Annotated in this window: 11 protein-coding genes, 1 other RNA gene and 1 pseudogene; 8 read left to right on the top strand and 5 right to left on the bottom strand. The window is 59.9% G+C overall.

Annotation, left to right across the window (positions count from 1 at the left end; all coding sequences use genetic code 11):
* Positions 1-634: 634 nt before the first annotated feature.
* Entirely contained in the window at positions 635-1,117 is a 483-nt protein-coding gene (locus L0H65_RS08710) for a hypothetical protein (RefSeq protein ID WP_301458483.1), read from the bottom strand.
* Positions 1,083-1,799, bottom strand: coding sequence for a hypothetical protein (locus L0H65_RS08705; protein WP_301458482.1), 717 nt, complete (start codon positions 1,797-1,799; stop codon positions 1,083-1,085). Before L0H65_RS08705 ends, L0H65_RS08710 begins: the two co-directional genes overlap by 35 nt.
* Positions 1,800-1,885: 86 nt before the next feature.
* Here L0H65_RS08705 and gatC point away from each other — a divergent pair, with 86 nt between their 5' ends.
* From gatC to rpmG, 6 genes are all read left to right on the top strand, one after another.
* On the top strand, positions 1,886-2,173 hold the full coding sequence (gene gatC / locus L0H65_RS08700; protein ID WP_301458481.1) for an Asp-tRNA(Asn)/Glu-tRNA(Gln) amidotransferase subunit GatC: 288 nt from the start codon (positions 1,886-1,888) through the stop codon (positions 2,171-2,173).
* Positions 2,170-3,651: an Asp-tRNA(Asn)/Glu-tRNA(Gln) amidotransferase subunit GatA gene (gene gatA, locus L0H65_RS08695; protein ID WP_301458480.1), complete on the top strand. Its 1,482-nt coding sequence runs from the start codon at positions 2,170-2,172 to the stop codon at positions 3,649-3,651. The genes gatC and gatA overlap by 4 nt, the downstream gene beginning before the upstream one ends.
* 32 nt (positions 3,652-3,683) lie before the next feature.
* Positions 3,684-4,460 (top strand): hypothetical protein, encoded by a 777-nt coding sequence (locus L0H65_RS08690; RefSeq protein ID WP_301458479.1) that lies wholly within the window; start codon positions 3,684-3,686, stop codon positions 4,458-4,460.
* A gap of 7 nt (positions 4,461-4,467) precedes the next feature.
* A complete protein-coding gene (locus L0H65_RS08685; protein ID WP_301458478.1) occupies positions 4,468-5,139 on the top strand; it encodes an N-acetylmuramoyl-L-alanine amidase in 672 nt (223 codons plus the stop codon).
* Positions 5,140-5,151: 12 nt separating this feature from the next.
* Positions 5,152-5,555, top strand: an RNA gene (rnpB, locus tag L0H65_RS08680) — RNase P RNA component class A.
* Between the two features lie 229 nt (positions 5,556-5,784).
* Positions 5,785-5,952, top strand: coding sequence for a 50S ribosomal protein L33 (gene rpmG / locus L0H65_RS08675; protein WP_017928995.1), 168 nt, complete (start codon positions 5,785-5,787; stop codon positions 5,950-5,952).
* Positions 5,953-6,107: 155 nt separating this feature from the next.
* On the opposite strand, the gene L0H65_RS08670 is transcribed toward rpmG, so the two are convergent.
* Positions 6,108-6,887: a Bax inhibitor-1/YccA family protein gene (locus L0H65_RS08670; RefSeq protein WP_301458477.1), complete on the bottom strand. Its 780-nt coding sequence runs from the start codon at positions 6,885-6,887 to the stop codon at positions 6,108-6,110.
* A 78-nt stretch (positions 6,888-6,965) separates the two neighbouring features.
* Between L0H65_RS08670 and L0H65_RS08665 the strand changes: the two genes are divergently transcribed.
* Together L0H65_RS08665 and L0H65_RS08660 are read left to right on the top strand one after the other, a co-directional pair.
* A complete protein-coding gene (locus L0H65_RS08665; RefSeq protein ID WP_301458476.1) occupies positions 6,966-7,316 on the top strand; it encodes a hypothetical protein in 351 nt (116 codons plus the stop codon).
* Positions 7,317-7,382: 66 nt separating this feature from the next.
* A complete protein-coding gene (locus L0H65_RS08660) occupies positions 7,383-8,243 on the top strand; it encodes a LysR family transcriptional regulator (protein ID WP_301458475.1) in 861 nt (286 codons plus the stop codon).
* A 105-nt stretch (positions 8,244-8,348) separates the two neighbouring features.
* On the opposite strand, the gene L0H65_RS08655 is transcribed toward L0H65_RS08660, so the two are convergent.
* Positions 8,349-9,041 carry a GntR family transcriptional regulator gene (locus L0H65_RS08655; RefSeq protein ID WP_301458474.1) on the bottom strand — a complete coding sequence of 231 codons (693 nt, stop codon included), beginning with the start codon at positions 9,039-9,041 and terminating at the stop codon, positions 8,349-8,351.
* 10 nt (positions 9,042-9,051) lie between these two features.
* A pseudogene (locus tag L0H65_RS08650) lies at positions 9,052-9,321 on the bottom strand (formimidoylglutamate deiminase); the annotation flags it as partial.

Below are 9,321 nucleotides of genomic sequence, written 5' to 3'. Positions count from 1 at the left end.
CAATGCGGACTACCAGATCGAAAACCTGTCGCATGTTGTTGCGGATCAGCATCAGCGGCGCACCTGCCGCGTGCAAGGAGGGGAGCGTTTTGCACTTGCTCGCTTTCCTGCCCGCCCATGCCGCTGACGGCTCGTCCATGATGGTCCGCCCAGGGGTAAAACGTCGCCATGCGGGCGCTGGCCGCCCGACATCCGCTCGATGGTGTTGAGGCTACCGGGACTCTTGCCCCCGGTGTTGGCCAATGCCGCCAGGGTCGCCTCGTGTATCGCCTTGTGATCTAGGGTCGAAAACGGTCCAAGCCGAAATTGATCGTTTCGCGGCCCAAAAACAGAGTGTTGGACATTTCGAGATGATCTGCCAAGGCCAGCGTTTGGAGCGTCCTCTCAATCCTGACCTTCCTGGCGTCCAGTGGATCGACGAAATTCACCACCTCACCTTTGGGCAGCATGTCGCGCCTTGTGGCTGTCTAAGTCGGTGATCTGGCGCGAAAAGACTGATTTTCCTGTGCCGTTGTCACCGAAGATCGCCACATATTCACCCTAAATGTCGTTTGCGGGGCGTCGCGGACGCGGCCGATCACCGTCATAGCAATCGCTTCAAGTTCATATAACACCCCCATGTCTGCCCGCGCCGTCAGGTTTTCGACGCCGACACACGTGCTTCAATCGACGCCAGAACTGCGGCGATCACATGGAGCAGGAGGTCGTGCCGCGCGCCATTGCCCCCGATATGCCGTGCGGCATCCTCGCTTGAGTGGGTGGCATAGAGGTGTTTGGCGTAATCCGTGAATTTCCGGATCACATGAAACCGGATCGCCAGCGCCGCGAAGATGAAGGCCGACATATTGCCTTTGCCGATTGCCGCAAACTCTCGGCCTGGAATGACATGGTACTGCCATTCGAACACCATTTCGCAAGTGCGCGCGGCGCTGGCGATCCGGTTGTGAGCGTCAACCAACACGCGATGCTCGTCTTCCATCTGATCAAGCGGCAGCGCCGGGGCGACCGCGCCCGATAAATGCACGATACCGGTTTGTCCCGGAGTAATCGCGACACGATCGGTGAGAGTCTGGCGGAACGTGTCATGCAACCGTTTGAAATGTGCATCTGCGCTCAACGCCTCGATGGTCTCGACCAGTTCTTGTTCGGAGTGCAGTGATCAACGCGCAAAGCCCAAATCCTCCACAACAGGTCAGTAAGTTTTTGCCCTGCATCAGCGGTGAAATCGGTTTCAACGACGGCCGTAAATTCGCCTGCCGCTTTCCGATTCCCGGCCCGGTACGATCGTTGGGCGGGATCAGGCTGATGGTTTCAGCGTCCGCCGCTCTTGCGGTGGCGATCAGCGCCCGCACGGCCGCCGCCCCTTCAGGGTTCCGTGCGTCGAACCGATCGACAAGGTTCAGGCCAACCAGTCGCATCCCCTCATCCGCCGCCATCTTTTCCGTACCCGAAGCAGGCACGCCATCGAACAGAGCAGTCGCAATGTCGTTGCGCACCTCAACCCCGACACAGCCCAAACCGGCGGCAAGATCTCTCCAATCGGCATAGCTCAGATGGGGTGTGGTCATATGGTTCCGTGCGGTTTTCATACTTGTCTCCAAGGCAGGAACGGGTTGCGACGATCCCATCGTTCCCTGATCGTCGCGGCCGGGTTGCACCGTTCGAACGGATTCGCCCATCTGCGACCCGTATCCCATCCGTGGTTGCCACAGGCTTGAAACCGGCAGGGTCGCGCCGGGATATCCGCGTGAGATTGCCGTGAAATCGAACAAAACAGCAGCTTGTCTGCCGAACCGCATGCGATTGCTACTCCGCGCGGTCCCTGCCGCTTGCACCCATCCCCGGCCCCGGTTAAACCCTGCTCAAAGCAGAAAAAGGGGCTGTCATGTCCATTAATATTGATACCGCGCGCAAGGTCGCGAAACTCGCCCGGATCCGGGTGGATGAGGCGGATTTGGCCGCACTCGCGACCGAACTCTCGGGCATCCTCGGCTTCATGGAACAGCTCAACGAAGTTGACGTGGAAGGGGTGGAGCCGATGACGTCGGTGACCCCGATGCGCTTGAAACGGCGCGCGGACGTGGTGACCGATGGTAATATTCCGGCGCAAATCCTGAAAAACGCTCCGGATGCGCGAGAAGGATTCTTTGCAGTGCCGAAGGTGGTGGAATGACACATCCGAACGAACTGACCATTGCCGCTGCCCGCGATGCGCTGCGCCAAGGTGAACTGACGGCAACCGATCTGACCATGGCCTGTCTGACCGCGATGGACGCAGGCGACGGGCTGAACGCGTTTGTCCACAAGACGCCGGAACTTGCGCTCGATATGGCGCGCGCGGCTGATGCGCGGATCAAGACCGGGGATGCACCTGCGATGTGCGGCATCCCGCTTGGCATCAAGGACCTGTTTTGCACCAAGGGCGTGGCATCGCAGGCAGGCAGCCGGATCCTGCAAGGTTTCAAACCAGAATACGAATCCACAGTGACCGCACAGCTTTTCAACGCCGGCGCGGTGATGCTCGGCAAGTTGAACATGGATGAATTCGCGATGGGGTCATCGAATGAAACATCCTGTTACGGAAACGCCATCAACCCATGGAAGGTCGATGACCGGGCTCTGACGCCCGGCGGATCCTCCGGTGGGTCGGCTGCGGCGGTGGCGGCAGATCTGTGCTTGGCGGCAACCGGCACCGATACCGGCGGCTCCATCCGCCAGCCTGCGGCGTTCACCGGGATTGTAGGGATCAAACCGACTTATGGCCGCGTCAGCCGTTGGGGCGTGGTGGCATTTGCCTCCTCGCTTGACCAAGCAGGACCGATGACGAAATCGGTGCGCGATGCGGCGATCATGCTCGGCGCGATGTCGGGGCACGATCCGAAAGACAGCACCAGCGCTGAACTCGCAGTGCCGGATTTCGAGGCGGCGCTGACCGGCGATATCAGGGGCAGGAAGATCGGCATCCCGCGTGAGTACCGGATGGAGGGCATGCCCGCCGAGATCGAGGCGCTTTGGACTGATGGCACCGCGATGCTGAAAGACGCAGGTGCTGAAATTGTTGATATATCCCTGCCACATACCAAATATGCGCTGCCCGCCTACTATGTGATTGCGCCTGCCGAGGCCTCGTCGAACCTCGCCCGCTATGACGGCGTGCGCTATGGCCACCGCGCGAAACTGGGCCCCGGTGACGGCATCACCGAAATGTATGAAAAGACCCGCGCCGAAGGCTTCGGTCATGAGGTGCAGCGCCGCGTGATGATTGGAACCTATGTACTGTCAGCCGGTTTCTATGACGCCTATTACAACCGGGCGCGGCGGGTGCGGGCGCTGATCAAGCAGGACTTCGATCAGGTTTTTGCCGCCGGAATTGATGCGATCCTGACACCGGCAACGCCAAGTGCCGCCTTTGGCTTGGGCGAGATGGCGAATGCCGATCCGATCCAGATGTACCTGAACGACGTGTTCACTGTTACGGTGAACCTGGCTGGTCTGCCTGGGATTTCGGTTCCCGTCGGTCAGGATAAACAAGGTCTGCCCCTGGGGTTGCAACTGATCGGCAAGCCGTGGGAGGAAGCGGATTTGCTGAATCACGCCTATGTGCTGGAGCGCGCGGCAGGCTTTGTGGTCAAACCGGAAAAATGGTGGTAAGGCCAGCACAATTCCCTGTGCCGGAGCGTTGTATGCAATTGTCGAAACTTCTGTTCGTCTGTTCGGTCCTGACCGCCTGTACTCAGCCGGTACCGGATTCCGGGGCTGGCGTGGGTTTCGGTGACTATTCGGACTACATGCGTCAACGCGATGCGGCAGAGCGGACTGCGGGCCGACCGATGACGGCAATCCCGCAGCAGCAATCGGCGCAACCGGTCTTTTCCACGGAAGGCGTCGGCGCGGCAATCGACAATGCCGAAAGCCGGACTGCCGTTCCGCAAGGGCGGGTGATCGGGGCCGCAACGCCAGTGCAACCCAACACCCCCCCTGCGCAGACTGGCGGCAGCTATGTTGCGGACCGTCCGCGCGGCAATGCTCCTGCCGGGATCAAGGAGGAGTCCGGTGAAATGCGGGGCGGCAGCGCCATCTCGGATGAACAGGATTTCAAAGCGGTCTCCTCTCGCGAAACCATCGCGAGCGACAAGGAACGTCTGGCAGAAAACCGGGCACAATATCATGTGGTCGAACCGACCGCCTTGCCACAGCGCACAGGCAACCTCGGCCCGAGCATCGTGCAATTCGCTTTATCAACCACGAACAGTCCGGGCACGCAAATATACAAGCGCGGCGGCGGATTGTTTCAGCGTGATCCGCTGGTGACCTGTGCCAAATACGCCTCCCCTGACCTCGCGCAGGAGGCGTTTTTGGCGAAGGGCGGCCCGCAAAAGGACGGCATGGGGCTTGACCCCGATGGCGATGGCTTTGCCTGCGGCTGGGATCCGCGCCCGTTCCGTACAGCCCTCCAGTAACGCGCCCGTGCCACTTTCCCCGAATTTCGGAGAGCGGCGCGGTGGCTTGGTGCCGGAACTTGTGGTGATCCACTACACCGCGATGGAAAGTTGTGCCGCGGCCGCAGCGCGTCTGTGCGACCCAAGACATGAGGTTTCCGCGCATTACCTGCTGGATTATGACGGCACGCTACTGGCACTGGTGCCCGAAACCGCGCGTGCCTGGCACGCAGGGGCGGGCAGTTGGTGTGGTCGCGATGACATCAATTCCCGCTCCATCGGGATTGAACTGGCGAATGACGGTGCCGAGCCGTTTCCGGAGCCGCAAATGCGGGCGTTGGAAACCTTGCTGGCGGGGATACTGGCGCGCTGGAACCTGCCGCCAGAAGCGGTGATCGGTCATTCCGACATGGCGCCGGGTCGCAAGACCGATCCCGGTGCGCGGTTCGATTGGCGCCGACTGGCGCGGACGGGCCTGGCAGTCTGGCCGGAACCGCTTGGCCAAACTGCCCCAGCCGAAAGTTTCGCGGCTTTCGTGCAGCGATTCGGATATCCTGCCGCGCCGACCGAGACCTTGCTTGCCGCGTTCCGCCTGCGCTTTCGCCCATGGGCAAAAGGGAGCGTGGATGGCTTGGATGCCGGTCTTGCCCAAAGCCTCATGCTGCGCTTTGCAATTGACCAGGACGGGCCGGTCGGCTAAATCCCATTTCGCGCGGATGGCCGGATGACCGCGTGTGTGGCGTCGTCCCGCAAGGGAAACCGCCATGCGCGAGGAAAGTCCGGACTCCATGAGGCAAGGGTGCCGGGTAACGCCCGGCTGGGGTAACCCAAGGGAAAGCGCCACAGAGAAGAAACTGCTCTGCTTGCAGAGTAATGGTGAAACGGTGGGGTAAGAGCCCACCGCGGACGTGGCAACACGGACGGCATGGCAAGCCCCACCCGGAGCAATGCCGAATAGGGACCTCACGCGGTTGCTTTCGGGCAAGAGCAGGGACGCATCAGCCCCGAGGTCCGGGTTGGCAGCTAGACCGCACTGGTGACAGTGGGGGCAGAGGAATGGTCATCGAAGGGGGGAAACCCCTGGAACAGAATCCGGCTTACAGGCCATCCGCGCAAATTCTGACTGACTGCGGCCACGGTGTCCGACACCTGCATGTCTTCTCTGCAAAAATATCCTCGCCGAAGGCATGGCGCGAAGCGCCAGAAAACGAATACGCCGCAGGCGTTCAATTTGATGGTCAAGCCACCGCTTTGACGGTTGACTCTGCCGGTATCGTGGCTAAAAGGCAGATCAGCTAAGGATTTCACCGGAAGCACTGCTTTCCGGGCGGTAGGAGAGACGAAAATGGCGAAGCCGACGACGATCAAGATCCGTCTGAACTCGACGGCGGGCACCGGGCACTTCTATGTGACCAAGAAGAACGCCCGCACCATGACCGAGAAAATGGTTGTACGAAAATATGACCCGGTCAAGCGTGAACATGTTGAGTACAAGGAAGGCAAGATCAAGTAAGATCTGCCGACCCGAACCAAAGATGAGGCCGCGCTTTTGCGCGGCTTTTTCATTTCTTGCCGCGTTATTTTCCCTACAGTTCAAAGTGCAGTTCAATTCTCTGAAACGGAAAGGGCCGCCCGAAGGCGGCCCTGAAACCGTTTATGCCTGCCCGCTCAGTTGCGGTTGCCCATGAATTGCAGCAGGAACATGAACATGTTGATGAAGTCGAGATAGAGCCGCAACGCGCCCATGATCGCCGACTTTCCCAACCACTCGCTGTTGCCTTGCTGTGCGTTGGCGATGTACTCGGTCTTGATCGACTGGGTGTCATAGGCGGTCAGACCCGCAAAAATCAGCACACCAATGGTAGAGATCGCGAATGCAAGCGCCGAGGAGGCGAGGAAGATGTTCACGACCATCGCCACGATCAAACCGATCAGGCCCATCATCAGGAAAGTACCCATGCCGGACAGGTCTTTCTTTGTGGTGTAGCCATAAAGCGACAAGCCGGCAAACGCGATTGCCGTGATCAGGAAGGTCTGCGCGATCGAGGTGCTGGTATAGACCAGAAAGATCGACGACAACGACACGCCCATCATCGCTGCAAAAGCAAAGAAGAACAGTTGCGCCGCCGCTTGCGACATGCGGTTGATCATCGCGCTGAACGCGAAAACCATGCCGAGCGGTGCCAGCATCACCAGCCATTTCAACGGCGAAGTGTAAAGCGTGACGCCAAAGCTGGTCAGATATTGGCTGGTGCCGATCTGCGCCGCTGCGGCCGAAGGGTCGGTTGTGGTGGCAAGCCCGGCAATCGCCCAAGCTGCGGCCCCGGTCAGCAACATGCCCACCGACATGATGCCATAGACCTTGTTCATATGGGCCTTGAGCCCGGCATCAATCTGCGCGCTGCGGGTGCCCGCGCCGACCGATGTTGTGGTTTGATACTGAGCCATAAAAGCCTCCGGTTGAAGTCCATGTCAGGTCTTTGTTTGTGACAGACCTAGCTGGTATTGAATATTGGGGGTTTGGACATGGATATCAAGTATTTCCATTGGCATATTCTGCGCCTTTTCAGCAAAATTCAGCGTATCGGTGCAATTCACCGTGGTTTTTCGCGCCAATGCGCTGGGGCATCCCAAATCGGACGGCGGCTTTCGGTCTTTGCTTCCGCAGCAGTAAGACCCAGATCACAAAGCCGCGCCGCGTCGAGCCGAGCGAGGGCGCGGCGGTCCCGACGCAGGGAGAAAAGCCGTGGCCAGGCGCATAAACCGCGAAGAAGTAAAGGACGCAAGGATTTTTCCGGACCGTATCCGCAGGTTGAAGTCGTTGTCATCGTCATTTCCTTTCGTGATCTGTTTGAACTGAAACATTCTGATTCTTGATTTATGATCCTTTCTGCTCCATCATGGAAATGAATGATTGTTGGTTTCAGCAGAACGGATTTTGATATGTCGCGCAATCTTGATACTTCCGCGCTCCGCGCTGTGCTTGCTGTGGCCGACGCGGGAGGTGTGACCCGTGCGGCAGGCGTGCTGAACCTGACGCAATCGGCGGTGTCGATGCAGGTCCGTCGGTTGGAGGAAACGCTCGGTGTGCAGCTTTTCCATCGTGGCAACCGCAAGATGAAACCCTCGCCGGAAGGCGAAAAGCTGATCTCCTATGCGCGGCGGATGATGGCACTGAACGATGAGGCGCTGATGCGCCTTGCGCCCGAAACCTTCGACGTGGAGCTGCGCCTCGGCGTCCCGTGTGACATTATCGCGCCGCAGATGCCGGCGATCCTGCGCGATCTGTCCATCGGCTATCCGAAAATGCGGATCAAGCTGGTTTCCTCCGGCAGCATTTCGTTGCGAGAAGCGTTCCGCGCGGGGGAGTTCGACATGATCCTGACCACCGAATTTCCAGTGCCGGAGGGTGTGGAGGTGCTGGCCAAGCATCGGCTGGTCTGGATATGCTCGCCCGACTTGCGCGCGGTGGAGGCGCGGCCTTTGCGGCTGGCCTTCAAAGACACCTGTGTGTTCCGCGGGGCCGCGCAAAAGGCCCTGGATGCGGCCGGGATCGTCTGGGAAACTGCCTATGAAGGCGAGAGTGAGACGGTGGTGGAGGCCAATGTGGCCGCCGGTTTGGCCGTTTCAGCGCTGATCGAGGGGCAATTGGCGCCGGGGTGCGTTGCGATTGGACCGGAGACAGAATTGCCTGCGCTCGGCGATTGCTACATCTGCCTTTACGACAGCGGGCAGGCCAAAGGCGACCTGGCAGAAGCATTGCGCGCCGCACTCCGGCAAAGATATGGCGCGACGGGCGGTTGAAAATTCTTCGACGAAGAATTTCCGGCGACGATCCCGACACGCGCTTGGTGTTTGCCAAAGCGTTCAGGTATTTTTGCCAAGATGAATTCAGTGGATGGTTCGCACTCAGATCGTTGTCAGCATCCGGTAGCCGGGCGCGTAGGACAGGCGTACCGAGGTGATCGGCAGACTTCCGGCCCATGTCGTGCGCTCCACTGTCACGAGTGCGGCACCGGGCGTGCAGCCGAGGTCGCGGGCGGCAATTTCATCAGCATTTACCGCACCGAAACCAAAATCCCCGCCGGAAAACGCCGCATTCTGCACCAGCCATTCATTGGCGCTTTGTCCGGCGAAATCGACAGTTGTGATACCCGGCACCGCCGCCGGGTTGATCCAGCGGTCCTCAAGACAAAACGGCGCCGAATCGGCAAGATGCAGCGCACGCACATGGATCATGGCTTGCCTCATAGGGGGACCAAAGGCAATTTGGATGTCGGCGGGCGCATGCCCTTCGCGCTGTTCCAGCAAGCGGTAGCCATAGGCGAACCCCCGACTTTCAATATCCTTGCGGATGATCGGGATTTCCAGCGTTGCCTTGCGCACCGGATGCAGGGACACGCGGGTTCCGGCTTTGCGACGCCGCTCCAGCAGGCCCGCTTCGGCCAGTTCGCGCAACGCCCGGTTGACGGTGGCACGGGCGCATCCGAGTTCCATCGCAAGCTCGGCTTCATTCGGGATTTGCGCGCCGGGGGGCCATTCGCGGCTGTGGATGCGGCGCAGCGCCTCAGCCTGCACTGATTGCCAGGTGAGTGTGGTCATACGATTGCGCTCACAGGCTGCGCAATTTGGTGATTGTGGCGACATAGGCGCGTGAGATCGCATCATGTGCGTGGTGCTGACCATCTGTGACCAAGTGTCGCCCGGCGGACCAGAGGTCACTGATCAGGCGATCATCGCCCGCGAAGATATAGGCATCAAGTACCAGATCGCCCTTGCGCCCCGCCATATCCGGCCCATCGCCGTGCAACGCGACCAGATCGGCAAGTTTACCTGTCGCGATCACGCCTGCGTCGCGACCAGCGGCTTGCGAGCCGCCTCG

The sequence above is a fragment of the Pseudorhodobacter sp. genome, assembly GCF_030452865.1.
Taxonomy (GTDB): domain Bacteria; phylum Pseudomonadota; class Alphaproteobacteria; order Rhodobacterales; family Rhodobacteraceae; genus Pseudorhodobacter.
The sequence above is the reverse complement of the archived record's forward strand: the minus strand, read 5'-3'. Positions and strand labels throughout refer to the sequence as shown.

Bases quoted from the DNA above. Each gene is read 5' to 3' on its own strand.
- L0H65_RS08705 (WP_301458482.1), bottom strand. From the start codon at position 1,799: ATGCGGTTCGGCAGACAAGCTGCTGTTTTGTTCGATTTCACGGCAATC.
- gatC (WP_301458481.1), top strand. From the start codon at position 1,886: ATGTCCATTAATATTGATACCGCGCGCAAGGTCGCGAAACTCGCCCGG.
- gatA (WP_301458480.1), top strand. From the start codon at position 2,170: ATGACACATCCGAACGAACTGACCATTGCCGCTGCCCGCGATGCGCTG.
- L0H65_RS08690 (WP_301458479.1), top strand. From the start codon at position 3,684: ATGCAATTGTCGAAACTTCTGTTCGTCTGTTCGGTCCTGACCGCCTGT.
- rpmG (WP_017928995.1), top strand. From the start codon at position 5,785: ATGGCGAAGCCGACGACGATCAAGATCCGTCTGAACTCGACGGCGGGC.
- L0H65_RS08670 (WP_301458477.1), bottom strand. From the start codon at position 6,887: ATGGCTCAGTATCAAACCACAACATCGGTCGGCGCGGGCACCCGCAGC.
- L0H65_RS08665 (WP_301458476.1), top strand. From the start codon at position 6,966: ATGGATATCAAGTATTTCCATTGGCATATTCTGCGCCTTTTCAGCAAA.
- L0H65_RS08660 (WP_301458475.1), top strand. From the start codon at position 7,383: ATGTCGCGCAATCTTGATACTTCCGCGCTCCGCGCTGTGCTTGCTGTG.
- L0H65_RS08655 (WP_301458474.1), bottom strand. From the start codon at position 9,041: ATGACCACACTCACCTGGCAATCAGTGCAGGCTGAGGCGCTGCGCCGC.